Annotated in this window: 19 protein-coding genes; 10 read left to right on the top strand and 9 right to left on the bottom strand. The window is 72.9% G+C overall.

The features are described 5' to 3' along the window. Positions 1-22 precede the first annotated feature (22 nt). On the top strand, positions 23-562 hold the full coding sequence (locus DBP14_RS19450; protein WP_129308435.1) for a GNAT family N-acetyltransferase: 540 nt from the start codon (positions 23-25) through the stop codon (positions 560-562). A gap of 8 nt (positions 563-570) precedes the next feature. Here DBP14_RS19450 and DBP14_RS19445 read toward each other — a convergent pair whose 3' ends face one another. After that, positions 571-1,908, bottom strand: a complete 1,338-nt coding sequence (locus DBP14_RS19445) for an MFS transporter (RefSeq protein WP_129308434.1) — start codon at positions 1,906-1,908, stop codon at positions 571-573. Between the two features lie 67 nt (positions 1,909-1,975). After that, positions 1,976-2,413, bottom strand: a complete 438-nt coding sequence (locus tag DBP14_RS19440) for a MarR family transcriptional regulator (protein WP_129308433.1) — start codon at positions 2,411-2,413, stop codon at positions 1,976-1,978. Positions 2,414-2,567: 154 nt separating this feature from the next. Here DBP14_RS19440 and DBP14_RS19435 point away from each other — a divergent pair, with 154 nt between their 5' ends. After that, positions 2,568-2,750 carry a ribbon-helix-helix protein, CopG family gene (locus DBP14_RS19435; protein ID WP_129308432.1) on the top strand — a complete coding sequence of 61 codons (183 nt, stop codon included), beginning with the start codon at positions 2,568-2,570 and terminating at the stop codon, positions 2,748-2,750. 22 nt (positions 2,751-2,772) lie between these two features. On the opposite strand, the gene DBP14_RS19430 is transcribed toward DBP14_RS19435, so the two are convergent. Further along, a complete protein-coding gene (locus DBP14_RS19430; RefSeq protein ID WP_129308431.1) occupies positions 2,773-4,227 on the bottom strand; it encodes an NCS2 family permease in 1,455 nt (484 codons plus the stop codon). 236 nt (positions 4,228-4,463) lie between these two features. On the opposite strand from DBP14_RS19430, the gene DBP14_RS19425 reads away from it, so the two are divergent. Beyond that, a complete protein-coding gene (locus DBP14_RS19425) occupies positions 4,464-4,748 on the top strand; it encodes a DUF2530 domain-containing protein (RefSeq protein ID WP_129308430.1) in 285 nt (94 codons plus the stop codon). A 249-nt stretch (positions 4,749-4,997) separates the two neighbouring features. Next, positions 4,998-7,442, top strand: coding sequence for an HAD-IC family P-type ATPase (locus DBP14_RS19420; protein WP_129308429.1), 2,445 nt, complete (start codon positions 4,998-5,000; stop codon positions 7,440-7,442). Between the two features lie 130 nt (positions 7,443-7,572). Here the strand turns inward: DBP14_RS19420 and DBP14_RS19415 are convergent, their stop codons facing one another. The 4 genes from DBP14_RS19415 to DBP14_RS19400 form a co-directional block, all read right to left on the bottom strand. Continuing rightward, positions 7,573-8,403 (bottom strand): hypothetical protein, encoded by an 831-nt coding sequence (locus DBP14_RS19415; RefSeq protein ID WP_129308428.1) that lies wholly within the window; start codon positions 8,401-8,403, stop codon positions 7,573-7,575. Positions 8,404-8,564: 161 nt separating this feature from the next. Further along, the gene (locus DBP14_RS19410; protein WP_129308427.1) at positions 8,565-11,762 is read right to left on the bottom strand and encodes a molecular chaperone Hsp90; all 3,198 of its coding nucleotides are present in this window, start codon (positions 11,760-11,762) and stop codon (positions 8,565-8,567) included. Positions 11,763-11,867: 105 nt separating this feature from the next. After that, a complete protein-coding gene (locus DBP14_RS19405; protein ID WP_129308426.1) occupies positions 11,868-16,298 on the bottom strand; it encodes a caspase family protein in 4,431 nt (1,476 codons plus the stop codon). Then, positions 16,295-16,687 carry a hypothetical protein gene (locus tag DBP14_RS19400; RefSeq protein WP_164992363.1) on the bottom strand — a complete coding sequence of 131 codons (393 nt, stop codon included), beginning with the start codon at positions 16,685-16,687 and terminating at the stop codon, positions 16,295-16,297. Before DBP14_RS19400 ends, DBP14_RS19405 begins: the two co-directional genes overlap by 4 nt. 403 nt (positions 16,688-17,090) lie before the next feature. Between DBP14_RS19400 and DBP14_RS19395 the strand changes: the two genes are divergently transcribed. Both DBP14_RS19395 and DBP14_RS19390 read left to right on the top strand, forming a co-directional pair. Continuing rightward, on the top strand, positions 17,091-17,981 hold the full coding sequence (locus DBP14_RS19395; protein ID WP_129308424.1) for a helix-turn-helix domain-containing protein: 891 nt from the start codon (positions 17,091-17,093) through the stop codon (positions 17,979-17,981). Positions 17,982-18,030: 49 nt separating this feature from the next. Continuing rightward, positions 18,031-18,618, top strand: a complete 588-nt coding sequence (locus DBP14_RS19390) for a Uma2 family endonuclease (protein ID WP_129308423.1) — start codon at positions 18,031-18,033, stop codon at positions 18,616-18,618. A gap of 10 nt (positions 18,619-18,628) precedes the next feature. On the opposite strand, the gene DBP14_RS19385 is transcribed toward DBP14_RS19390, so the two are convergent. Together DBP14_RS19385 and DBP14_RS19380 are read right to left on the bottom strand one after the other, a co-directional pair. Further along, positions 18,629-19,564 carry a DUF3027 domain-containing protein gene (locus tag DBP14_RS19385; RefSeq protein WP_129308422.1) on the bottom strand — a complete coding sequence of 312 codons (936 nt, stop codon included), beginning with the start codon at positions 19,562-19,564 and terminating at the stop codon, positions 18,629-18,631. Between the two features lie 178 nt (positions 19,565-19,742). Next, a complete protein-coding gene (locus DBP14_RS19380; protein WP_129308421.1) occupies positions 19,743-20,486 on the bottom strand; it encodes a hypothetical protein in 744 nt (247 codons plus the stop codon). A 168-nt stretch (positions 20,487-20,654) separates the two neighbouring features. Here DBP14_RS19380 and DBP14_RS19375 point away from each other — a divergent pair, with 168 nt between their 5' ends. From DBP14_RS19375 to DBP14_RS19360, 4 genes are all read left to right on the top strand, one after another. Next, positions 20,655-22,097: an MFS transporter gene (locus DBP14_RS19375; protein ID WP_129308420.1), complete on the top strand. Its 1,443-nt coding sequence runs from the start codon at positions 20,655-20,657 to the stop codon at positions 22,095-22,097. A gap of 62 nt (positions 22,098-22,159) precedes the next feature. Beyond that, positions 22,160-22,633: a DUF2771 domain-containing protein gene (locus tag DBP14_RS19370; protein ID WP_129308419.1), complete on the top strand. Its 474-nt coding sequence runs from the start codon at positions 22,160-22,162 to the stop codon at positions 22,631-22,633. Between the two features lie 26 nt (positions 22,634-22,659). After that, complete coding sequence (locus DBP14_RS19365; RefSeq protein WP_129308418.1) at positions 22,660-23,373, top strand: futalosine hydrolase; 714 nt, start codon at positions 22,660-22,662, stop codon at positions 23,371-23,373. After that, a complete protein-coding gene (locus DBP14_RS19360; protein WP_129308417.1) occupies positions 23,370-24,242 on the top strand; it encodes a 1,4-dihydroxy-6-naphthoate synthase in 873 nt (290 codons plus the stop codon). The genes DBP14_RS19365 and DBP14_RS19360 overlap by 4 nt, the downstream gene beginning before the upstream one ends. Positions 24,243-24,244: the final 2 nt, after the last annotated feature.

The following is a 24,244-nucleotide window of genomic DNA, read 5'->3' as shown; positions in this document are numbered from 1 at the left end:
GAGCGTGGGCAGGATGAGCGGCATGACGCTCACGATCCGCGCAGGCGGCCCCGAAGACGCTCCGTCGGTCCTCCGGATGCTGGACAGCTCCGTGGAATGGCTGGTCGCACAGGGCAGGACCCGGCAGTGGGGCACCGAGCCCTGGTCCACGGACCCGAAGGCGGTGGCGATGGTCGAGCGGTACGTCGCCCAGGGCACCCCGTACATCGCGGAGGTGGACGGCGTCCCGGCCGCCACCCTCACCCTCACCGACGCCCCCGGCGCCTACCTGGCCCGCGCCGACGAGCCCGAGCGGTACATCCACCTGCTCGCCTCCGACCGCCGCTTCAAGGGCCACGGCGCGGGAGCCGCGCTGCTCGCCCACGCCGCCGAGGAGACCCGGCGGGCCGGGGTGTCCCTGCTCCGCGTCGACTGCTACGCGGGCGACGATGGCAAGCTGGTCGCCTTCTACGAACGCAACGGCTTCACCCGCACCGAGTCCTTCCTGCACGGTGCGGACGAGTGGCCGGGCCAGGTGCTGGCCCGCCGGGTGCGCCAACGGCGCGGCTACCGGTTCCGGTAGCGGCGCGACTACGCCGTCGCCAGCTCCCGCTCCCTGGGGACGAACCGCACGCGCGGGTAGCCGCGGTGCCAGCCGACCGAGACCTTGAGGCCGCCGATGCGGACCAGGGCCAGGCCGATGGCGGCGGCGGCCGCGGCGGAGACGATGCCGCCGAGGGCGAAGCCGACGTGGGCGCCGTAGGTGTCGGTGACCCAGCCGACGAGCGGCGCGCCCAGCGGCGTACCGCCGACGAAGACCATCATGAACAGGGCCATCACACGCCCCCGCATGGCCGGGTCGGTGGACATCTGCACGGCGGTGTTCGCGGTGACGTTGACCGTCATGCCGAACACCCCGAGCGGCACCATGAACAGCGCGAACAGCCAGTACGACGGGGTCAGCGCGGCCACGACCTCCAGCAGGCCGAAGGTCGCCGCGGCCGCGATCAGCAGCCGCATCCGGGCCGTGCCGCGCCGGGCGGCGAGCAGGGCGCCGATCAGGGAGCCGACGGCCATCAGCGTGTTGAAGAGGCTGTAGGCGCCGGCGCCGGCGTGGAAGACGTCGTCGGCGTAGGCGGACAGCCACACCGGGAAGTTGAAGCCGAAGGTGCCGATGAACCCGACGAGGACGATGGGCCAGATCAGGTCGGGGCGCCCGGCGACGTAGCGCAGGCCCTCCCGCAGCTGTCCCTTGCTCCGCGGCGCGCGCTCGATGACGTGCAGTTCACGCGCGCGCATCAGCAGCAGGCCGGTGATGGGCGCGACGAAGGACAGGCCGTTGAGGAGGAACGCCCAACCGGTGCCCACGCCGGTGATCAGGAGACCGGCGACGGCCGGGCCGACCAGGCGGGCGGACTGGAAGTTCGCCGAGTTCAGGCTGACCGCGTTCTGCAGCTGCGCCGTCCCGACCATCTCGGTGACGAAGGACTGGCGGGCCGGGTTGTCCACGACCGTGGCGAGGCCGACGGCGAAGGCGGCGACGTACACGTGCCAGACCTGGACGTGGCCGGTCAGGGTCAGGGCGGCGAGGGCCAGGCCGGTGAGGGCCATGGACGACTGGGTGACGAGCAGGGTGGGCCGCTTGGGCAGCCGGTCGACGAGGACGCCGCCGTAGAGGCCGAACAGCAGCATCGGCAGGAACTGCAGGGCCGTGGTGATGCCCACGGCCGCGGAGGAGCCGGTGAGGCTGAGCACCAGCCAGTCCTGGGCGATGCGCTGCATCCAGGTGCCGGTGTTGGACACGACCTGGCCTATGAAGAACAGGCGGTAGTTCCGGACCTTCAGCGAGCTGAACATCGAGGACTTGCGGGCGGTGGGGGTAGTAGGGGTCGGTGCGGGGGCGGAAGCTGCTCCGGATCCCGTACTCAAGAAAATGCGCCTCCCTGGTGTTCTGGGTGCGTCGACTCGTTCGACGTGCTTCTTACAGATGTGCTTCTTACAGATGTGCGAGCTTCTCCAGGACGGGGGCGGCGGCGCGCAGTTTGGCCCACTCGTCCTCGTCAAGGTCGGCGACGAGGCCGGCCAGGAAGGCGTTGCGCTTGCGGCGGCTCTCCTCCAGCATCGCCTCGGCCTGTTCGGTCCGGGTGACGACCTTCTGGCGCCGGTCGTCGGGATGCGGCTCCAGACGGACCAGTCCCTTGGCCTCCAGCAGCGCGACGATGCGGGTCATCGACGGCGGCTGCACGTGCTCCTTGCGGGCCAGCTCACCGGGGGTGGCCTGGCCGCAGCGGGAGAGGGTGCCCAGCACCGACATCTCGGTGGGGCTCAGCGACTCGTCGACCCGCTGGTGCTTGAGCCGACGGGACAACCGCATCACGGCGGAGCGGAGGGAGTTCACGGCGGCCGCGTCGTCGCCATGGGAAAGGTCCGGCATGGTCTTTAGCGTAACTCATTACTCTCGCTAAAGACCACTGGAACGCGCCAGAATGCCCGTGATCCGGGCCACTCAAGCGCCGCATCACCCATATGGGTGATCTCCGCGCGGAACGTGACACACGGAGCCGGGGCGTGCCGGGACCCTCGTCTGCATGGGGACCAGCGTGCTCAGCCTGCGGATAGACGGGGAGCTGCTCGAAAGGCTCCGGCGCCATGCGGCCAAAAGGGGAATGAGCGTCCAGGACTATGTCGTCCGGACGCTCGTTCGCGATGACTTCGACGAGCGGTTCCAGACCGCCGTGGAGGAGACGGAGCGGTTCTACGGGGTCGGGTGACCGGCAGGGCTACCGGCCGGGCTCAGGTGAGGCCGAACGCCGGCATCAGGTAGTAGAAGGTGAACACCGCCGAGACGATGTACATCGGCACCGGGATGTCCCGCGCCCGGCCGGCCGCGAGGCGCAGTACCACGAAGGTGATGAAGCCCATGCCGATGCCGTTGGTGATCGAGTAGGTGAACGGCATCATCAGCATGGTCACGAAGGCCGGGACGGCCAGCGTGTAGTCGGTCCAGTCGATCTCCCGGACCGAGCCGGCCAGGATCAGGAAGCCGACCGCGAGCAGCGCCGGGGTGGCCGCCTGGGACGGGACCATCGTGGCGACCGGGGTGAGGAACAGCGCCAGGCCGAACAGGGCGCCGGTGACGACGTTCGCGAGGCCGGTCCTGGCCCCCTCGCCGACGCCTGCCGTGGACTCCACGAAGCAGGTGGTGGCCGAGGAGGAGCTGGCGCCGCCGACCGCGACCGCGACGCCGTCGATGAAGAGGACCTTGCCGATGCCGGGCATCTGGCCCTCGGCGTCGGTCAGCTTGGCCTCGTCGCTGACGCCCATGATCGTGCCCATGGCGTCGAAGAAGCAGGACAGCAGGACGGTGAAGACGAAGAGGACGCCGGTCAGGATGCCGACCTTGTGGAAGCCGCCGAACAGGCTGACCTGGCCGATCAGCCCGAAGTCGGGCGAGGCGACCGGGTTGCCGGGCCACTTCGGGGTGGTCAGGCCCCAGGAGGGCACCTTGGCGACCGCGTTGATGATCACCGCGAGGACGGTCATCGACACGATGGAGATCAGGATGGCGCCGGACACCTTGCGCACGATCAGCGCGAGGGTGAGCAGGGAGCCGAGCACGAAGACGAGGACCGGCCAGCCGTTGAGGTGACCGTCGGCGCCGAGCTGGAGCGGGACGGTGGTCTGGGCGATGTCCGGGATGCGGCTGACGAAGCCGGAGTCGACGAGGCCGATCAGCATGATGAAGAGGCCGATGCCGATCGAGATCGCCTTGCGCAGGCTGTACGGCACGGCGTTCATCACGCGCTCGCGCAGACCGGTGGCCACCAGGAGCATGACGACGAAGCCGGCGAGGACGACCATGCCCATGGCGTCCGGCCAGGACATGCGGGGCGCGAGCTGGAGCGCGACGACCGTGTTGACGCCGAGGCCGGCGGCGAGGGCGATCGGGACGTTGCCGATGACGCCCATCAGGAGGGTGGTGAAGGCGGCGGTGACGGCGGTGGCCGTGACCAGCTGACCATGGTCGAGGTGGTGCCCGTACATGTCCTTCGCACTGCCGAGGATGATCGGGTTCAGCACGATGATGTACGCCATCGCGAAGAAGGTGGCGAAGCCGCCCCGGATCTCGCGGGCGAGGGAGCTGCCGCGCTCGGAGATGCGGAAGTAGCGGTCGACGGCGCCGGAGCCGGTGGCGCCGCCCGGCTTCCCGGGGGTGGGGACCTTGGCGGGTGCCGAGGTGGAGGACATGCGGGACCTCATCACCAGCGGGGGTCCCCCGAGCCCCGTTGGAGTTTCTGACGAAAGAAAGTCGGACAGAAGTTGGCCAGAAGTTGGCCCTAGACAAACGGTTTCAGTATGAACGTATGAGGGCTAGATCGCTATCTCCGCGCGTAGAGCCCGGTGGGGCTGGGGTGGGGCCTGGTGCGGCTTGGTGCCGGGCAGCGGCTCACCGTGGCCGGGGACCGCCTCGTAAGCTGTGCTCCATGGCTAAGTGGACCGCGAAGCACGAGGCGCCGGAACCCCTGGAGGGGCCCGTGGTCGCCACCATCACCGGTGGCACGATCCTGTGGTTCGTCCTCTTCCTGGTCCAGCTCCCCTTCTACGGCTGGTTCGACTCCCACGACCACCTGTGGTGGCTGTGGACCTGCCTCGCCGGGGCGGGCCTGGGGCTCATCGGCATCTGGTACGTCCGCAAGAGGGACGCGGCGATCAAGAGGGACGCCGCGCTGAGCGAGGCCGAGTCTGCGCCTCGGGAGCCTGCTGAGTAGCCCTGTCTTTGCGTGGCCCGCTGGAAACCCCGCCCGCTGAAAGGGGCGCCGCCGGCCGCAGCGAAGTCCGAGGCGCCGCCCGCTGAAAGCGCACCTCCGCTGGGCCCACCCGTGCCGCCCTGGGGGTCCCCCCAGGCCCTCAAGGCACAGGGGGAGGCACGCATGCCCGCAGCTCTGAGCGCGGCGAGCGGGGTGGGCCGGGGTTTTGCCGGGTGGGCGGGTGGGGGGGTTCGCACGTACCGTCGAGGCATGGCCCACATTGACGCGGGGGCCGAGCTGGACCCCGTGCATCCGGTCGCCCTGCCCGAGCGCCGGGCGGCGGGGCTGACCGGCGCCGAGGTAGCGCAGCGCGTCGCACGCGGCCAGGTGAACGACGTACCGGTGCGCAGCAGCCGTTCCCTCACGGACATCGTCCGGGCCAACGTCTTCACCCGGTTCAACGCCATCATCGGCGTCCTGTGGATCATCACCTTCCTCGTCGCCCCCATCCAGGACAGCCTCTTCGGCTTCGTGATCCTCGCCAACACCGGCATCGGCATCGTCCAGGAGTGGCGGGCCAAGCAGACCCTGGACTCGCTCGCCGTCATCGGTGAGGCCCGGCCGACGGTCCGCCGGGACGGCACCGCCACCGAGGTGCCGACCAGCGGGATCGTGCTGGACGACCTCGTCGAGATCGGCCCCGGCGACAAGGTCGTCGTGGACGGCGTGTGCGCCGAGGCCGACGGTCTGGAGATCGACGAGTCACTGCTGACCGGTGAGGCCGACCCCGTCGTCAAACACCCCGGCGACTCGGTCATGTCCGGCAGCTTCGTCGTCGCCGGCGCCGGCGCGTTCACCGCGACCAAGGTGGGCCGCGAGGCCTACGCCGCCCAGCTCGCCGAGGAGGCGTCCCGGTTCACGCTGGTCCACTCCGAGCTGCGCACCGGCATCTCCACGATCCTGAAGTACGTCACCTGGATGATGGTCCCGGCCGCTCTCGGTCTGGTCGCCACCCAGCTCGTGGCCCAGCACCACGCCGCGAAGGACGCGGTCGCCCGCACCGTCGGCGGCATCATCCCCATGGTCCCGGAGGGCCTGGTGCTGCTGACCTCGGTCGCCTTCGCGATCGGGGTGATCCGGCTGGGCCGCAAGCAGTGCCTCGTGCAGGAGCTCCCGGCGATCGAGGGCCTGGCCCGCGTCGACACCGTATGCCTGGACAAGACGGGCACGCTCACCGAGGGCGGCATGGACGTCACCGCGCTGCACACCCTGGGCGACAGCGACGAGGCGTACGTCCGTACCGTGCTCGGCGCCCTCGGCGAGTCCGACCCACGCCCCAACGCCTCCCTCCAGGCCATCATCGACGCCTACCCGGACAGTGAGGAGTGGCGGTGCGTGGAGTCACTGCCATTCTCCTCGGCCCGCAAGTACAGCGGCGCCACGTTCAGCGAGGGCGACGGCGAGACCAGCACGTGGCTGCTGGGCGCCCCGGACGTGCTGCTCGGCGGCGACGGCGACAGCGAGGGTGACAGCGCCAGCGACCGCGGTGACCACGGCGGCGACCCGGCCCTCGCCGAGACCGAGCGCCTCAACGAGCAGGGGCTGCGGGTCCTGCTCCTGGCCCGCGCCACCCGCGACCTCGACGACACCGAGCCGCAGCGCGGCGCCCGCCCGGCCGCCCTCGTCGTACTGGAGCAGCGGCTGCGCCCGGACGCGGCCGACACCCTGCGCTACTTCGCCGAGCAGAACGTCCGCGCCAAGGTCGTCTCCGGGGACAACGCGGTGTCCGTCGGCGCGGTCGCCGAGAAGCTGGGGCTCGCGGGTGCGGCGGTGGACGCGCGCCGGCTGCCCGCCGACCGCGAGGGCATGGCGGGCGCGCTGGAGGAGGCGACCGTCTTCGGCCGGGTCACCCCGCGGCAGAAGCGGGACATGGTGGGCGCGCTGCAGTCGCGCGGGCACACGGTCGCGATGACCGGGGACGGGGTGAACGACGTCCTGGCGCTGAAGGACGCGGACATCGGGGTCTCGATGGGCTCGGGTTCGGAGGCGACGCGGGCGGTGGCGCAGATCGTGCTGCTGGACAACAGCTTCGCCACGCTGCCGTCGGTGGTCGCCGAGGGCCGCCGGGTGATCGGCAACATCACGCGGGTGGCGACGCTGTTCCTGGTCAAGACGGTGTACTCGGTGCTGCTGGCGGTGCTGGTGGTGTGCTGGCAGGTGCCGTACCCGTTCCTGCCCCGGCATCTGACGCTGCTGTCGACGCTGACGATCGGCGTCCCGGCGTTCTTCCTGGCGCTGGCGCCCAACGCGGAGCGGGCGCGGCCGCACTTCGTGCGCCGGGTGATGCGGTACGCGGTGCCGGGCGGGCTGGTGGCCGGGGTGGCGACCTTCGTGATGTACCTGATCGCCCGCCACTTCTACACCGGCCCCGGCTCCCTGGACGCGGAGACCAGCGCGGCGACACTCACCCTGTTCCTGATCTCGATGTGGGTGCTGGCGATCGTCGCCCGCCCCTACACCTGGTGGCGCGTCGCGCTGGTCGCCGCGATGTTCGGCGCGTTCCTCGTCGTGCTCGCCGTACCGGCCCTGCAGAGCTTCTTCGCGCTGCGGCTGGTGGGCGTCACGATGCCGTGGACGGCGGTCGCGGTGGCGGCGGTGGCGGCGGCCACCCTGGACCTCACGTGGAGGTGGGTGGACCGCCGCGCATCCGCTTAGCGCTGGGCACCAGCCGACGAGACAGGGTCGCCGCTCGGCCGCGGGTCCGTCGTGGCCGGTCGCGCCCGCGCGGCGGAGCCGCACACCGGCACTTCCCCGCGCCCCTTACGGGGCACGGGGAACGCGTCTCCTACTTCACGTCCACGTAGTCGCCCGTGGCGTTGACCGCCGGGGTCGTGGTCGTGCCGGCGAAGCTGTAGCGCCAGTAGCCGTCGTAGTGGGCGGTCGTCGTGGTCTTCGCGACGCCGTACGCGTCGGTGTAGACCGTCTTGACGGTGGTGTACGTGGTCGTACCCGCCTTGCGGAACTGGAGCTTGACCGGCTGCTTGGTGTAGCCGTGGTAGTGGTTGTCCTCCCAGTTGGCACGGGAGAGCTTGCCGGTGACGGTGAGGGTCTTGCCCGCGTAGACCGGCTCGGGCGAGGCGTTGACGGTCAGCTGTGAGAAGCGCTGCACCTTGGTGGTGCCCATGCCTCCCTGGTCCTTGAAGCCGACCTTGCTCATGTCGGGGTTGCTCGGGTCCTGCCCGTTGAAGGCGAATGCCTCGGCAGCGAGGGTCCAGGTGCCGGCGTCGGCGTTCTTCAGCTCGCCGTCGGCCGGGTGGAGGTCGACGGTGCCCTTGCAGGTGGCGGTGGTCGACGTGGTGGCCGTACAGGTGGCGAAGTCGTCGCCCTCCAGCGTCTTGGTCGGGTCGTCCAGCGAACCGCGGTAGAGGTAGGCGTCGCTGAAGAAGTCGTCCGCCTTGATGTCGACGTCGGCGCCGTGCGTCAGGGTGTACGTGTACGTGGTGTGGACCACGTTGGTGGTGCCGACCTTGACTGCCGAGGCGATCTTCAGTTGGGAGAAGCCGGCGTTCAGGGTGTACGGCGTTCCGCTGGTCCCGGTGGCCTGTGCGGCCGGCACGGCGAGGGCGGAAAGGGCCAGGGCGCCGGAAACGGCGGCCACAGTGGCTCGTATGCGCATGTTGCGTTCCCTAGGAGGGAGAAGTGATCGGTGAGTCGGTTGACTCACCGATCAGATACACGACGGCGGGGACCGGGTTGTACGGCGAGCCGCCCCCGCGGGCCAGATTTTGACGCTGGTTTACGCGCCCATGACACAGACGTGAGGGATCGGCGGCGCCGTCAGTCGAACCAGCGGTCGCGCGCCAGTTCCTGGGTCCTGGACGGGTCCTCCAGGAGCGCGGCGACCTCGAAGCGGCGGGGCCACTGGCCGGCCGCCCAGGCGAGGCCGGCGGCGACGCCTTCCAGCGTGGCCGCGTGCAGCACCCCGTCGTCGGTGAGCCGCCAGTCGATCTCCACGCCGTCGACGACGAGTTCCTCGTGTTCGACGTACGTCCGCGGGGTGCGCGCCCCCAGCAGCACCCGCACCGGTTCCGGTACGTCGTGCTCGGCGCCCTCGGAGTGCACCTCGCCGGTGACGGACTCGCTCAGCCGCCGTACCTGGAACAGCTCGGCCAGTTCGGCGGCCCGGGACGGGCGGACCGGCAGCAGCGGGACACCGGAGGTGAACGGCAGCAGGTCGGGCGAGTCGACGACGACGGCGTCGGCCGCGTCCACGACCGTCACCCGTCCGTCGACGACGGCCCGCAGCTCCTCCGGCAGGGTCACCTGCTCGGGGTCCAGGTCCGCCAGCGCGCCGTAGAGGCCGTGCAGTTGGGCGGGGCCTACCGCCCGCTCCGGATCGGCGAGCCGGTCGAGCAGTTCGGCGGCGCCGCCCGGCTCGTCCAGCAGCGCGGCCACCGAGGTCCGTACCCCCAGCGCCCGCAGGACCTGCTCGTCCTCGAACCCGGTGGCGTCGGCCTCGTCGTACAGCCCGTGCAGCAGCGGGTCGCCGCCGGCCGCGAGGAGACCGGCGGGCCGGCGGCCGTCGAGCACCGGGTGCCCGCGCAGCCACCAGGCGGTGTACGGCCGTACGACCTCGTGCGTGCCGTCGTGCAGCAGGACGCGCACCGGCTGGGTGAGCGCGTCGCGCAGCGGCGGGCGGGCGAGCAGGGCGAGGGCCTCGGGCCAGTGGTCGTCGTCGACGAGGTCCAGGTCCCGCACGGCGACCAGTTCGGTCGCCACCGGGGGCACCGGGCTGTCCGGGAAGCGGTCGAGGATGTCCTCGCTCCACACGTCGACGGCGTCCAGCAGTCCGGCGTCGTCCGGTTCGGCGAAGTCCCCGTCGCGGGGCTCCAGTTCGTCGGGGTCGAGGACGACGTCCGTGGCGCGGACCAGTGCGAAGTCCGCGAGGACCCCGCACGCGGTCAGGGGCTGCTCGCCCCACTTGTCCGCCAGCTCGCCGTCCACGGCCGCCAGTTCGCCGTCGCGGATGACGCGGGCGAAGGCGCTGCCGGGGAACACCAGCTCCCCGGCTGGCGCGAGTTCGCCGTCCTCGTCGGGCAGCGCGAGCGCGCCGAGCCACGGCTCGTCACCGGGCTCCAGACCGGCGTCCCGCACCAACGCGAGGACGGTGTCGGCCAGTTCCTCGGCGTCCGGCGCGTCCTCGTCCCACAGCGCGCCGCCCTCGTCGTCCAGCGAGGCCGCCACGGCCGCGCGCACCTGCGGGGTGGTGAGGACCGCGCGCGGGGAGGCGGGCAGCGCGCCCAGCTTCTCCAGCAGCGGGTGCGCCGCGTCCTCGTGGGCCACCTTCAGGCCCAGCCGGGCCAGCACCTCGGGGTCGGTGCGGGCCGCGTCCGGCGCGGGCAGCAGCACCTGCCGGGGCCCGATGGTGGTCCGCCCTCCCCCAGAGCCGAAAGCCTGGGAGGTACCCCCAGCCAGCGGCACGGGCAGCCCGGAGAGCCGGTCGGGGTCGATGCCGGCGAGACTGTCGTACAGCCGCCACCACCAGTCGGGGTCCTTCTCCAGCCCGGCGAGCCGGTCGACGGCGTCGGCGAGGGGCAGCCGGGCGACCCCGAGGGTGCGCAGTTCGGCCCGCCGCTCCAGCCCGGCGGGCAGCAGCGTGGGCAGCACCTCGGCGAGCACCCGTACGGTCTCGGCCCCGGCCCCCTCCACGATCTCGGCGTCACGCGGCCGCAGGGCTTCCGGCAGACCGCTGTCCTGCTCGTCCTGCTCGTCGTGCTCGTCCCGCGCGCCCTGCTCCGCCGGCTGGACGGCCGGCGGCAGGAACGCGGTGCGGGGCAGCCGCTCCAGGATGGCCTGCCGCAGTGCCCCGTCCAGCTCGCCCTTCCCGAGCGGCCCGGGCACGAGTCCTACGGCGCCCTCGGTGACGGGCCGCCACGCGGCGAGGAGTTCGGCGTAGGCGTCGGCCGCGCGCTGCACCAGGAAGTCGGTCAGCGGGCCGGGCGCGGCATGCCGCCGGGTGGTGTCCAGCGGGAACGAGGCGATGAGCAGTCCGGGCACGCCGAGGGGTTCGTCGCTGGGGGTGGGCGCGTGCACGACGGGCGCGGTGCGGGGCCGCACCGGGGCTCCCGACTCGTCCGCCGGTACGGCCCAGGTCACCGACCAGTGCGGCCGCAGCCGTTCCTCGACGGGCCGGTCGGCGAGCAGGTCGCCGGTGAGCGGCCCGTGCGCCAGGGCCGTACGCCACCGGGTGGTGCCCTCCCGCGAGTCCTCCACGACGGTGAAGGCGCCCTCGGTGCGCCGCCGCAGGGTCCGGGGCGCCGCGTCGCCGATCTCGACGACGACGTCCTCCAGGCCCGGCAGGGCCAGCAGCAGGGCGTCATCGACGCCCTCCAGGAGCCGCTCGGCGAGGTCGGCGGCAGCCGCGTCCCGCAGCGGCAGGATGACCACGGTGTCGTACGGCTCCGGGGCGGAGCCCTCGGCGGCGAACGGCAGCCGGAGCAGCGGCACGTGTCCGTCGCGGCGGCGGATCTCGTCGCCGAGGCCGGGGCTGTGCCGGGCGGTCTCGGCGGCCAGCGTCCGCGCCTCCCCGAGCGACCAGCGCACCCCGCCGTGCCGCCCGACGACGGCGGGTTCGTCGGTGACGGCGAGGACGGCGGCGAACCCGACCCCGAACCGGCCCACGGCACCCTGGGTGCCCTGCGCGTCCCGCTTCGCGGAGGCCCGCAGCGTGGACAGCGACTCGACACCGGCCGCGTCCAGACCGGCGCCGGTGTTGGCGGCGACCAGCACGCCGTCGCGCAGGGTGAGGCGGAGCCGGCCCGGCATGTGCGCGCGGGCGGCCGCGTCGGCGGCGTTCTGCGCCAGTTCCACGACGAGGCGGTCCCGGTAGCCGCCGAGGACCAGGTCCTCCTCGGCGTTGGCGTCCTCCCGGAACCGGGCCGGGCTGGTCGCCCAGGCGTCGAGAACCCCGCGACGCAGCCGAGCCGTACCGAAGGGGTCGGCGCCCTCGGCCGCGGGCCGCACGAACTTGCTCACGTTCATTCTCCTCATCCCTGGTGGGACGAAGGTACCGCTCCGCCGCTCCGCTTCGACGGCGGGAGGCGCTGCGGGTGGCGCGGCGGGAGGCGCATGCCACGTCGTTCAGCCCTGCGGGCAGGTCCGGCGGTAGGGGATGTCCGGCACCTCCTTCTTCCAGTCGTCGGGGCCGAAGCCGCCGCCGGCGACCCGGCACGCCATGGCGACGGGATCGGCGGCGATCTCCGGAATGTCCCCCAGGTCCCAGACGGCGGCGACCCCCTTGCTCGCGGTGACCATGTACCGGCCGTGCGGTCCGCTCATGACCACGTCGTCGACCGTGTCTCCGAAGATCGGGAACGACTTCGCCAGGTAGGGCCGTTCGGGATCGCCGACGCCCCACAGCCGTACGGCCCCGTCCTCGGTGGCGCCGGCGAGCAGCGAACCGTCCGGGGTGAAGGCCAGCTGGTTGAACTCCGGGTGGTGGGGGCCGGCCACCTCCGCCTCGCCCGCGGCGCGCGGCCGGCGCGTGTCCCGGACGTTCCACAACTGCACGCCCGACCAGGTGGCTCCTACCCCGACCATGCCCGGAGCGGCGGCCACCAAGTCTCCGTGAGCGGAGGGCACGGCGACGGCCGAGTACGAGATCGGGCTCCGCCGGGGGAGTTCTCTCCGCTCGCCCGACGAGTAGTCCCAGAGGGTGGGTGGGCCGGGTATGAGGATGTGCTTTCCGTCCGGCGTGAAGGAGATGCCCTCGCCCGTGTTGGGCGTCAGGGTGCTTCCCGTATCGGCCTTCTCGCGGGGGCGGGTGGGATCGGCGAGGTCCCACACGCGGATCCGTCGCAGCACCCCGACGGCCAGCAACGGCTTGTGAGGAGCGAAGGCGAGTGAGGTGCTGAACGCGTTCACGTGCGTCCCCAGCGTGCCGACGATGCGGGGGCGGGTGGGGTGGGTGGTGTCCCAGAGCGTGATCTGATCGTCGTCGGTGACAGCGGCGAGCAAGGTGCCGTCCGCGTTGAAGGCGATGTCGATGACAAGGCTGTCGGAGACGGCCTTCCCGTCCCGGACCTCGGTCAGCGTGGCGAGCTTTCGGGGTGCCGCGGGCTCGGACAGGTCCCACAGGCGGACCGGGCCTCTCGTCGCCGCCGCGAGGAGCGTGCCGTTCGGCGCCAGCGCCAGCCTGCGTGCCGACGGTATTCCCTTCAGGATGTTCGGCTGGCTCACGACGTCCATGTCCCACCGGACGACGTCGTTGCCGATGCTGCTCGCCGACACCAGCGAGCGGCCGTCGGGCGCGAACGCCACCGCGTCGACACCCCAGGTGTGCCCGGTGAGAATGTGGGCGGAGGACAAGGTCTTCGGTCTGCCGACGTCCCAGAGGACGACGCGGCTGTCCGTCCCCGCGCTGGCCAGGGTCCGGCCGTCGGGGGAGAAGGCGAGCGAGTAGATGCCGTCCGTGTGGGCGGAGGACTGCTCGCCGACCACCTTGGGGTGCCCCGGCGAGTTGACGTCGATCAGTCTGACCGCCCGGTCGTTGGACGCGTCACCCGTCGCGATCAGGTCACCGTCCGGGCTGAGGGCGACCACGCCCCGGGTGTCCTCCACGGCCCCTTCGGGGCGTGGGGCGGCCGGGTCGGAGACGTCCCACACGCGCAGGTCTCGGCCGACCGTGACGAGGTGCCGGCCGTCCGGGCTGAACCTCACCGCGTCGGCGTCCATCAGGCTGTCGGGGTCCTTGACGACACTCAGCCCCCGGGGGTGGCGCGGATCCGCGAGGTCCCAGAGCACCAGCACGCCGGACGGGCCGGAGTCCGACGAGCCGACGGCGGCGAGCAGGCGCCCGTCCCGGCTGAAGGACACCGCCTCCGGACCGTGGGCCAGCTCCTTCACCCGCAGTGTGGCCAGGAGCGGGGGTGTCGCACCCCGGTGCACGTCACCCACGTCCCACACCTTCAGGTCGGTGTCGCCGCACGGGGACGCGAGCATCCGGTCGTGCGGTCCGCCGAAGGACGCCTCCGGGAACACGCCGTTGCGTCCCCGGCACGCCAGCCTCGCCACAGGTGCGTGCGCGACGGAGGGGCCGCCGGTGTTCCACAGGGCGAGCGCGCTCGTGGGGCTGCCCTGCTCGACGGCCAGCATCCGTCCGCTCGCGGAGAACACCGAGGAGTGCAGGAACGCCTGCGAACGTGTCAGCTTCGACGCCCCCCGGAACGGATTGTCCGCCAGCGTGGTGAACAGGGCCCGGCTGGTCTCGGCGCCGGGGTCGAGGGCCTGGGCGGCGAGGCCCAGCCGCAGCGACGTACGCGGATCGTCGGCCTTGAGATTGCCGGCCTCGGCCACCAGGGCACGGGCGACGGCCGCGCGCTGCTGCGCCTTGGCCTCACGCTGCTCCCGTACGGCGAGGACGGCCGCCACCAGCGCGACGCACAGGGTCACGGCGATGCCGGTGAGGAAGCGGCGCAGCACCTGGACCCGGCGCCGCTCACGCCGCGACTCCTGCTCGGCCACCTTCTGTGCGGCCTTGATGAACTCTGTCTCGGCCGGGGGTAGTTGATGGCTCTGTGCGAGGTCCGTGGCCGCTTGCAGGCGGCTGCCCCGGTAGAGGTACGTCGCGTCGCGGCCCGCCGCGTGCCACTCGGCCGCGTCCGCGCCGAGCCGCTGGCGCAGCATCAGCGTGGCGGTGTTCTCCTCGGTCCACTGCCTCAGCCGGGGCCAGGCCCGCAGCAGCGACTCGTGGGCGATCTGCATGGTGTCCTGGTCCACGGTCAGCAGCCGCTTGGCCAGCAGCCGGTCGCGGATGTCCTCGGCGCCCGGGGGCAGTTCGGCGAGCGGCACCTGGTGGCGGACCACGGGTGCACCGCCGTCCGGGGGCAGGAACACCAGGCGCAGCAGCAACTCGCGCATCGTCGCCTGCCCCTGGCCGTCGAGGGAGCCGTAGAGGTCCTCGGTGGTGACCGCGACGGACTGCCAGATACCGCCGGTGGCCTGGTAGCCGGCGAGGGTGAGCCGGGCTCCGCTGCGCAGGCGCCAGGTCTCGCGCAGGGCGTGGGCGAGGAACGGCAGCGTGCCGACGTCGTCGGGTGAGCGGCCTTCCTTGAGGTCCTGGAGCAGCCGGCTGGTCAGTCCGGGTTCGACGGTGAGTCCGGCGGCGGCGGCCGGGCCTTCGACGGCGGCGCGCAACTCCTCCTCGCGCAGCGGTGGGACGGTGAGCTGGGCGTGGGTGAGGGCCTGTTCGAGGCCGGGGTGGTCGAGGCAGTTGCCGTAGTGGTCGGCGCGCAGGCCGAGCACGATCCGGGGCCGACGGCCGGGTGCGGCGCCGTCGGTGAGGAGGGTGATGAAGGCGTCTCGTTCGCGGGTGTCCCGGCACCGGGTGAACACCTCCTCGAACTGGTCGATGACGAGCAGCCGGCAGGGGGCGTGCCCGTGCCGGGGCGCGGGGAACTCGCCGTGGTCGAGGGCGGCCCGGACCTTGTGCGGCTTCCGCCCGGTGGCGCGTGCCCACGCCTCGGCCAGGGTGCGCATCGGACGGCTGCCCGGTGCGGGCACGAGCAGCGCGGGGCCCGTCCCGGGGCGGGCCAGCAGCCCGGCGCGCAGCAGGGAGGACTTGCCGGCTCCGGAGGCGCCGACGAGCATGACGGGCCCGTCGTACCCGTCGTACTGCTCGGTATCGGTCAGCATGGCGGCCAGGCGGTCGGCGAGCCGGTCGCGGCCGAAGAAGTAGCCGCTGTCCTGGGTGTGGAACGGCTCCATCCCCGGATACGGGCAGGTCACGTCCGCGGGCGGTTCGGTGTCCTCGGGCCGGGATGGATCGGCCTGGTAGGCGCGGTTGCGGGCGACGACGAGCGAGCCCAGCGTGCCGTCGCTGCGGCGGGCGGGGCTGACCCGGGGGTCGTCGGCGAACGCGCGGTCCAGGGCCGCGTGCAGCCGGTCGGCGGTCAGCAGGGGCGGCCCGGCCGGGTCGCCCTCGTCGAGCAGGCGCAGCAGGCGCCCGGTGAACAGGGTGTGGCGTTCCCCTTCCGGGGCGAAGGAGAGCGCGTAGTGCGAGGCGGAGGTGAGCAGGAAGCTGCCCTGCGGGCGGGCGGTGGCGAAGGGGCCGCGGGTGCCGCCGCCGGCGGGCGGGGTGTCGGCGCGTCCGGAGAAGCAGCAGTCGAGGACGACGAGGCTGCCCCGGGGTGACTCGCTCAGCAGGTCGCGGAGCGTGCGGTAGGAGACGGTCTGCGCGATGTGCCGGGTGGACCGGGTGGCGTGGGTGGCGAGGTACAGCTCGTCTCCCGGACCGAGGAGGCCGTGCCCGACGTAGCAGAACAGCACGGGGCCGTCGGCGGCCCCGGCGGTGGCCTCCTCGACGGCGGCGACGACCTCGGCCGGGCCGGCGTCCGCGGGAAGGCGGGTGACCTGGCCGGGGCGCATGCCGCACACGGTGACCAGCGTGCGCCGCAGGTCGTCGAGTGTCGTGTCGACCGCGGGCAGGTCCTGGAGCTCCGAACCCGGAGCGTGGCCGCCGGTGCCGAAGAGGACGGCGCGGGCGCCACCCGCCGCGAGGCCGTCCGCCGTCACTCCCCGGACTCCGGTGCGCCCGGGGTGTCACCGCCCGCGGGCCCGCCGGCCAGTCGCTCCGCCAGCTCGGCGGCCTCCTGCGGGCTCATCGTCCGGGCCTGCCGGGACGAGATGACGATCCTGGTGCCGTCGGGTCGCGTCACCCGGACGGTGCAGTCACCGCGCCGGGACTGCACCCAGGCCACCAGCGCACCGGCGAACACCGCCGCGACACCACCCGGCTCCAGGACGGCCACCAGCGCGTCGACCGCCGCACCCATGGCGTCCGCGGGCACCGCGTCCCGCGTCTCCCGCTCGACCCTGCCCTTGAGCCCGGGCACGTCCGTCAGCCAGTTCCGCAGCGCGGCACCACCGGATTCCGATCCGGCGTCGTCATGCACCGTCAGCACCACTCGCACACCGCACCCCCGTCGACGTCTGCGCGTCCGCCCGGGCACGATGCCCGGGTTGACACCCTGTCAACCACCTCCGGGGCATCATTCCGCACCGGGCCCCACACGGGCACCGTGACGCGGAATTCCGTGCCACGGTGACGCGTGCGTTCTTTGCCAAAGGAACGATGGGGGAAAGAACCTCACCAAGCCCCACCCCTCCCGCCCACGCGTTTGACCACGTCTGACGCCGGGAACGGGTGATCACTCGGGTGGGTGAATGTTGCCAACTTGGCTGGCGCGGCGACCGGTTGTGGGCTCTACGCTCAGCGCGACAGACCACCAGAAATAGTTCGGCCCCCGCCGGGACGGGCAATCCCAGTGCGAGGGCCTGACCACCCAGGAAGAGAACAGCTTCCCGATGGATACGCAGAACCCTAGCGCGCCCTCGCGCGCCCAGTCCCGAGTTGGCGGCAACAACCACCCGAACCGGGGGCAGCGGCCCCGCTCCGGCGGGCTGGTCCACGACAACGCCCGGCACACCACCCGGTTCACGGTGATCGGCAACCACCTGGCCCAGCACCCGAGGCTCTCGGCGCTCGCCATCGGCCTCGGAGGAGTGCACATCCAGTCGCTTCCGGCCGGTGCCAGTGTCGACATCAAGAGCCTCACCGTCCGCTTCCCCGAGGGGGCCACCCGGATCGCCGCCGCGCTGCGGGAGCTGGAGGCGGAGGGATACCTGCGGCGGGAGCGGAAACGGGCGGCGGACGGCCGCATCGTCTCCCGCACGATCTCCTGCAATCAGCCGGGGCACGGCGGCCGTAGCGCCGTCCCGTCCGGGGACGCGTCGGCGAAGCGGAAGCGGCGGGAGCAACCGGGGCCGCCGCGCAAGAAGAAGACCGCCCTGCCGCCGGTGCCGCGTCCGGCGTACCCCGCTCCCGCCCTCCTTCAGCAGGCCGTCGAACTGCTCACGGAGCTGCGCACACATGACCGGCGGTTGCTGCTCTCGGAGACTGACACCGCCCACCTGGCCCCCGGCGTCGCCGCCTGGCTGGAGCGGGAGGTCAGCCCGTCGGCCGTACGGCACGCCCTGACCTCGGGCCTGCCCGAGGAACCCATCTGCCGCCCGGCGGCCCTGCTGGCCCACCGACTCGCCGAGCAGCTGCCGCCACCGCCCCCGTTCCGGCCCCCGGCGCCTCCGCCCAAGGTCATCCACCCCTTCGTCACCTGCGAGGACTGCGAGCGCCCCTTCCGCTCGCCCACACCGGGACGCTGCCGTGAGTGCCGGTCCCGGCTCCAGAACGACGCCTAGCATGAAGGCGACGATCCTTGCCCCCGGGCACAGACGAGGAGCGAGCGCCATGACCATCGCACCCGAGAACGCACAGGGCGGCGCCCACCGGTACCGGGCCATGCGTGACTTCGTCCAGTCCACGGACGACACCGTGCCCGGGAAATTCGAGATCACCAAGGAAGGGATCGTCCACGACATGATGGCGCCTGTCGGCCCACACGAACTGACCACTCTCTACCTGCGCAAACGGCTCGAAACCGGGATGCCTGAGGAGATCGTGGCCCACACGGGAGAGCCCGATGTCGAGAACGAGTCCGAACGCATCATGCGCAGGCCGGACATCATGGTCATCGCCATGCACGACATGGAAGTGCCCGGCACCTTCGATCCCCGCACCCTGATCGCGGCCGTCGAAGTGGTGTCCCGGACCAACCCGGACAACGACTGGGTGGGCAAGGTGCGCGACTATCCCCTGATGGGCGTCCCCGTGTACGCGATCTTCGATCCCCGGACCGGCACCGGTGCCGTCCTCACCGACATCCACCCCACCCCTGACGGGCCGCGCTACGCGACCCGCAAGGACTTCGTGTACGGCGAGGACGTCACCATCGCGGAATGGACCGTCTCGACCAAGGGTCTGCCCCGGTACGAGTGAAATCCCTCCGCTACGAGTGGCCCAGGTCCGCCGTCGCCTCGTCGCCCGCCTCCGGGACCGAGCCCGAGTCGCGGGCGGGGCGGAGGGGGAAGGGGTCGACGCGGGTCTCGTCGATGACCGGCGGGGCCGGCTGGGGCGGCTTCGGCATGACCGCGGCCTCGGAGTGGCCGCCGCAGCCGTAGGCGAGGGAGACCACGCGGCCGTCGGCCGGGGAGAACTCGTTGGCGCAGACGCCGAAGGCCTGGCCGAGGGAGCCGCCGATCGGGCTGAGGAAGCCGCAGCTCACGCAGGACGCGGGGGCCGCCTGGGCCATGGGCGTCTTCGCGCCGTACGACTCCTCCCAGCGGTCGGCCGCGGTGTGCAGGCCGTAGCGGGACAGGACGCGGGCGCGGCGCATGCCGAGTTCCTCGGCCACCGACGCGATCGAGCCGCGGCTGGGCACGGTGGGCTGGGCCGCGGGGGTGCCGGGGGTGACGTCGGCGTCCTCGGCCTCCGCCAGGTCCGCCATCTCGTGCGAGACCGGGGAGACGGCCGAGTTCGGCGGCGGGACCTCCTCCGCGGTGTAGCCGGGCTCCAGGCGGAGGTCTTCCTGGTCCGTGGGGAGCAGGTCGCCGGGGCCCATGTCGCCGGGACGCAGCCGCTCGCTCCAGGGCACCCACTCGGGGGCGAGGAGGGCGTCGGAACCGGGGAGCAGGACCACCTCGTCGAGGGTGACCACCTTGGCGCGGGAGGCGCGGGCCACGGTCGCCGCCCAGCGCCAGCCCCGGTAGCCCATCTCCTTGCACTCGAAGAAGTGCGTGACAACACGGTCACCCTCCGAGACGAGGCCGGCGTGCTCGCCGACCACGCCGGGCGCGGCGGCCTCCTCGGCGGCGGCTCGGGCGAGGTCGACGGCCTCGGCGCACAGACGGTCGGGGGTGCGGCTTCGCGTTGTCGCTGCGCTCACAGGTATCGCTTCTCTCCTACGCCGTCTCAATGAGGCCAGCTGCCTCCGGCGGTGGAGCGGACGGAGCGGACCTGTGGGCCGCATCGACGTCCGCGTCCGATCGCGCTCGGGCGCACCTCTGCCATCCATTCTGCGTTATGGCTGAGATACGCACGCTACCCGGTCGGCGGCGGTTGGCCTACACCGGCGAGGGGGTGGGCCGCGTCGGGACGGATTTTCCCGCCCGCCCATCCGGCTCGGCCGGCCACGAAGTGAGGCCCGGAACAGCCGTGTTGCCCGGGGCGGACCCCGCCTGCGGCGCGCCCGGAGCACACCCCGGTCCGGCCACGGGTGCGGGGACGGGCCGGAAGGCCGCCAGTGCGGGGACGGGCCGCAAGACCGCCAGCGCGGGGACGGGCCGCAAGACCGCCAGCGCGGGGACGGGCCGCAAGACCGCCAGCGCGGGGACGGGCCGCAAGACCGCCAGCGCGGGGACGGGCCGCAAGACCGCCAGCGCGGGGACGGGCCGCAAGACCGCCAGCGCGGGGACGGGCCGCAAGACCGCCAGCGCGGGGACGGGCCGCAAGACCGCCAGCGCGGGGACGGGCCGGAAGGCCGCCAGCGCGGGGACGGACCGCAAGGCCGCCAGCGCGGGGACGGGCCGCAAGGCCGCCAGCGCGGGGACGGGCCGCAAGGCCGCCAGCGCGGGGACGGGCCGGAAGACCGCCAGCGCGGGGACGGGCCGGAAGACCGCCAGCGCGGGGACGGGCCGGAAGACCGCCAGCGCGGGGACGGGCCGGAAGACCGCCAGCGCGGGGACGGGCCGGAAGACCGCCAGCGCGGGGACGGGCCGGAAGACCGCCAGCGCGGGGACGGGCCGGAAGACCGCCAGTGCGGGGACGGGCCGGGAGGCTGCGGGTGCGTTGTGGCTTGTCGCGCTCACGCGGCGGAGCCGCATGTTGATACAGCCCCGCGCCCGTGACGGGGCGCTGCCCCGCCGGTGCGGATTTCGTCTGCGGGCTCGTCCGGGGGTGGACGGGGGGGTGTGGACGGAGCCCGGGGCGACTCGCCTCCGTGCAAACCGCACTATGAGGGGGCCTCTCGGGGCACTATGAACGTCGTGGCTGCCGGGGACAGGGGGAGTGTGCGGGGTGGTGGCGGTTCGGGCCGGGTCGGCGGTGCCGTCCGCGCGGTCGGGCATGCCCTGCACCTTCCGGTCCGCGGAACCGTCCGCGGCATCCGCAAGGCCACGCACGCGCACGGCGCCGGCGAGTCGGGGCTCGCCAAGCTGATCGAGCTGCACGCCGTGAACGGCGCCGGTGACGTCATGGTCACGGTGGCCCTCGCCTCCACCGTGTTCTTCTCGGTGCCGACGGACGAGGCCCGCGGCCGGGTCGCCCTCTACCTCGCCATCACGATGGCCCCCTTCACCGTCCTCGCCCCCGTCATCGGCCCCCTGCTGGACCGGCTGCCGCATGGCCGCCGCGCCGCCATGGCCGCCGCGATGCTGGCCCGCGCCCTGCTCGCGCTGATCATCTCGGGGGCCGTGGCGAGCGGCGGCCTGGAGCTGTATCCGGCCGCGCTCGGCGTGCTGGTGGCCTCCAAGGCGTACGGCGTCGTCCGCAGCGCCGTCGTGCCCCGCCTGCTGCCGCCCGCCATCAGCCTGGTGAAGGCCAACTCCCGGGTCACCCTCGCCGGCCTCCTGGCCACCGGAGTCGCCGCCCCGATCGGCGCCGGACTGCACGCCATCGGCGACCCCTGGCCCCTCTACGGCGCCTTCGTGATCTTCGTGGCGGGAACGTTCCTCTCGTTCTCCCTGCCCCCCAAGGTGGACTCCGCCAAGGGCGAGGAGGGGGCCCTGCTGGCGCGGGACGAGGAGCACCTCCACCGACCGCGCCGGATCCAGCAGGTACAAGAGAAGGCCGACGCCAAGGGGAAACCGCAGGGCAAGCGGCCCGGGCTGCGCACCGTCGGCCCCGCCGTCACGCACGCCCTCGGCGCCAACGCCGCCCTGCGCTGCCTCTCCGGATTCCTGATCTTCTTCCTCGCCTTCCTCCTGCGCGAGCACCCGCTGACCGGCGCCAGCGCGGCCGTCTCCCTCGGGATAGTGGGCGTCGCCGCGGGCGCCGGCAACGCGCTCGGCACCGCCGTGGGCGCCTGGCTGAGATCCCGCGCCCCGGAGATCATCATCGTCACCGTGGTCGCCGTGGCCCTCGGTACGGCGATCGTCGCCGCCCTGTTCTTCGGCGCCTTCCTCGTCGCCTGCCTCGCCGCCGTCGCCGGGTTCGCGCAGGCGCTGGCCAAGCTGTCGCTGGACGCCCTGATCCAGCGGGACGTGCCCGAACAGGTGCGCACCTCGGCGTTCGCCCGCTCCGAGACGATGCTGCAGGTCGCGTGGGTGCTCGGCGGCGCCGTCGGCATCGTCATGCCGCTCAACGGCACCCTCGGCCTGGCGATGGCCGCCGCGATCGTCGGCGCCGGCTGGCTGAGCACGCTGCGCGGCCTGCTCGACTCCGCCCGGCACAGCGGCAAGGCCCGGGCGCGAGTGGCGTAACGAACCGGGCACGCCGTACCCCACGTGGCCGGACGGCTCGGGGTGCCAGATAGCCTTCGGCCATGACCACGCTGCAATCCGCACCGCGACGCCGCCGCGCCGTCGCTGCCGCCGGCGCCGTTACCGCCGGACTGCTCGTCCTGACTGCCTGCGACAAGCCGACGCCGATCGCGACGATCACGGTCGGCAAGGACTCGGTGCACTCCGAGGCCATGTGCTACAACGACGGCAAGGTGCTGGACACCAAGTCGCTCACGAAGTGCGCCAAGAAGACCGACGCGAAGTCGATCAAGGTGGACACGGACGAGACGGTCCGCTTCGGCGTGGACCCGAAGATCGCGGACAGCGGCTGGGCGGTCCTGGTGAACGGTCAGCAGTTCACCGACTACAGCAAGAAGACCTACCGCACGATCCCGGGCAGCGCGTTCTTCAACTCCCAGTACGGCACCGGCGGCAGCACCAACGTCGTGTCCATCAAGATGGGCGAGAAGACCGCCAAGGGCGTGTGGTCCTTCAAGTTCAAGAAGGCCTCCTGATCAGCGGCGTTCCGGTACGAATCCTGGTGGCCACCGCCGTTCCCGTCGAGCGGGACGCGGTGGCCGCGGGGTTCGCGGGGCCGGCCGAGGAGGTCGGCGTCCCCGGGGCGCGGCTGGACCGGCTGGCACCGGGCGGGGCGGACCCCGCCGGCCTGGTCGTCGATCTGGTCGCCGCCGGTGTCGGGGCCGCGCTCGCCGGGGCCTCGGTGGGCGGTGCGCTGACCGCGGGGGCGCTGCGCGGGGAGCCGTACGACCTGGTCGTGTCGGCCGGGATCGGCGGGGGCTTCCTGCCCGCGGCCCCGCTCGGGACCCTGGTCGTCGCCGACGCCGTCACCGTGGCCGACCTTGGCGCGGAGACCGCCGACGGGTTCCTGCCCGTGACCGAGCTGGGCTTCGGCAGCGTCACCCACCGGCCCCCGGAATCACTCGTACGAGCCGTGTCGCGGGCCACCGGGGCGCGGGTCGGCACCGTCCTCACCGTCTCCACCGTGACCGGCACCGCCACCCGCGCCGCCGCACTGCGCGACCGGCACCCGGGGGCCCTCGCCGAGGGGATGGAGGGCTTCGGCGTCGCCGAGGCGGCCGCCCTGCACCACGTGCCCGTGCTGGAGATCCGCGCGGTGTCGAACCCGGTGGGCCCGCGCGACCGGGACGCCTGGCGGATCGGCGACGCCCTCGCCGCACTCACCGCCGGCTTCGGGAAGCTGGCACCGGTACTGGAGAGTTGGGACACGGCATGACGACCACTGAGCACAACAGCGAGCGGCAGCGGTCCCTGCGGACCGCGTACTCCCCCTGCCCGAACGACACCTTCGTCTTCGACGCCCTCGCCCACGGCCGGGTCCCCGGCGCGCCCGCGCTAAACGTGACCTTCGCCGACATCGACATCACCAACGGCATGGCCGAGCGCGGCGAGTTCGACGTGCTGAAGGTGTCGTACGCCGTGCTGCCGTACGTCCTCGGCACCTACACCCTGCTGCCGTGCGGCGGCGCGCTGGGGCGGGGCTGCGGGCCGCTGGTGCTGACCCGGGAGGCGGGCGCCGACCTCACGGGCCGTACGGTCGCCGTGCCGAGCGAGAAGTCGACCGCCTACCTGCTGTTCCGGCTGTGGGCGGCGGACACCCTGCCGGGCGGCGTGGGCGAGATCGTCGTCATGCCGTTCCACGAGATCATGCCGGCCGTGCGGGACGGCAAGGTGGACGCGGGACTCGTCATCCACGAGGCCCGGTTCACGTACCAGAACTACGGGCTGCACAAGCTCGCCGACATGGGCGAACACTGGGAGGACACCACCGGGCTGCCCATCCCGCTGGGCGCGATCATCGCCCAGCGGTCGCTGGGCGCGGACACGCTGCGGCGGCTCGCGGACTCCGTCCGCGCCTCCGTGCGCGCCGCCTGGGACGACCCCGAGGCCTCCCGGCCCTACGTCATGGAGCACGCCCAGGAGATGGACCCGGCCGTCGCCGACCAGCACATCGGGCTGTACGTCAACGAGTTCACCTCGGACCTCGGCGAGGACGGCTACGCGGCGATCCGCGGGCTGCTCACGCGCGCGGCGGCCGAGGGACTCGTACCGCCCGTCGGCCCCGACGCGCTCGCGTTCCCCTGAAT

It is taken from the genome of Streptomyces sp. L2 (assembly GCF_004124325.1).
GTDB lineage: Bacteria > Actinomycetota > Actinomycetes > Streptomycetales > Streptomycetaceae > Streptomyces.
Note: the sequence above shows the minus strand (reverse complement) of the source record. Positions and strands in the feature narration are given on the sequence as shown.

Coding starts and splice junctions, on each gene's coding strand:
- DBP14_RS19450 (WP_129308435.1), top strand. CDS start 23: ATGACGCTCACGATCCGCGCAGGCGGCCCCGAAGACGCTCCGTCGGTC.
- DBP14_RS19440 (WP_129308433.1), bottom strand. CDS start 2,413: ATGCCGGACCTTTCCCATGGCGACGACGCGGCCGCCGTGAACTCCCTC.
- DBP14_RS19435 (WP_129308432.1), top strand. CDS start 2,568: ATGGGGACCAGCGTGCTCAGCCTGCGGATAGACGGGGAGCTGCTCGAA.
- DBP14_RS19430 (WP_129308431.1), bottom strand. CDS start 4,227: ATGTCCTCCACCTCGGCACCCGCCAAGGTCCCCACCCCCGGGAAGCCG.
- DBP14_RS19425 (WP_129308430.1), top strand. CDS start 4,464: ATGGCTAAGTGGACCGCGAAGCACGAGGCGCCGGAACCCCTGGAGGGG.
- DBP14_RS19420 (WP_129308429.1), top strand. CDS start 4,998: ATGGCCCACATTGACGCGGGGGCCGAGCTGGACCCCGTGCATCCGGTC.
- DBP14_RS19415 (WP_129308428.1), bottom strand. CDS start 8,403: ATGCGCATACGAGCCACTGTGGCCGCCGTTTCCGGCGCCCTGGCCCTT.
- DBP14_RS19395 (WP_129308424.1), top strand. CDS start 17,091: ATGGATACGCAGAACCCTAGCGCGCCCTCGCGCGCCCAGTCCCGAGTT.
- DBP14_RS19390 (WP_129308423.1), top strand. CDS start 18,031: ATGACCATCGCACCCGAGAACGCACAGGGCGGCGCCCACCGGTACCGG.
- DBP14_RS19375 (WP_129308420.1), top strand. CDS start 20,655: ATGAACGTCGTGGCTGCCGGGGACAGGGGGAGTGTGCGGGGTGGTGGC.
- DBP14_RS19370 (WP_129308419.1), top strand. CDS start 22,160: ATGACCACGCTGCAATCCGCACCGCGACGCCGCCGCGCCGTCGCTGCC.
- DBP14_RS19360 (WP_129308417.1), top strand. CDS start 23,370: ATGACGACCACTGAGCACAACAGCGAGCGGCAGCGGTCCCTGCGGACC.